Genomic DNA, 566 nt, shown 5'->3' on the forward strand with positions numbered 1-566 from the left:
TTCTACGTGAAGAGTATTACGTGTGGGATAAAGAGGCGAGCATCAACTTTATCAAGCCAGGACAAAGCGATTTGTTTGCTGAGTTTGAGATCACGGATGGCATGCTAGACGAGATCTATCAGATGACTCGAAACGGCGAAAAGTGCTTTCCTGAATTCATTACGCATGTAAAAGACAAACAAGGGAATGTGGTATCTGAAGTTCAGCGCAAGTTATTTGTGAGAAAGAAGCCTCTATATCGAGAAGAAGAGGCGGTAACGGAAGTGCCTTAATTTAATGCTATAAAAAAGACCTCCAATCGGAGGTCTTTTTTAATACTTACTTAGCCTTCTAGCTCAGCTAGGCACATTTCTTCGTAAATCTGCTTAACCCAGTTTTCGACGCGTTGGTCAGTCAACTCAGGTTGACGGTCTTCATCAATACATAGACCTACGAATAGGCTGTCGTCGCCTTCAACAAGTGCTTTTGAAGCTTCAAACTCGTAGCCTTCAGTTGAAGTATGACCAAGAATTGTGCCGCCTTTAGACTCAACGATGTCACGCACTGTACCCATCGCATCGCAGAAG

General features: G+C 43.5%; 1 protein-coding gene and 1 pseudogene. One reads left to right on the forward strand and one right to left on the reverse strand.

What is annotated here, in order from left to right; translation table 11 throughout:
• The coding region (locus tag R7P74_RS28250) for a DUF4442 domain-containing protein (protein ID WP_318123998.1) at positions 1–272 on the forward strand (272 nt) is incomplete at its 5' end.
• Positions 273–322: 50 nt separating this feature from the next.
• Here the strand turns inward: R7P74_RS28250 and R7P74_RS28255 are convergent.
• Positions 323–566 (reverse strand): annotated as a pseudogene (locus R7P74_RS28255) (flavodoxin FldA); the annotation flags it as partial.

This window comes from Vibrio sp. 2033 (assembly GCF_033339735.1).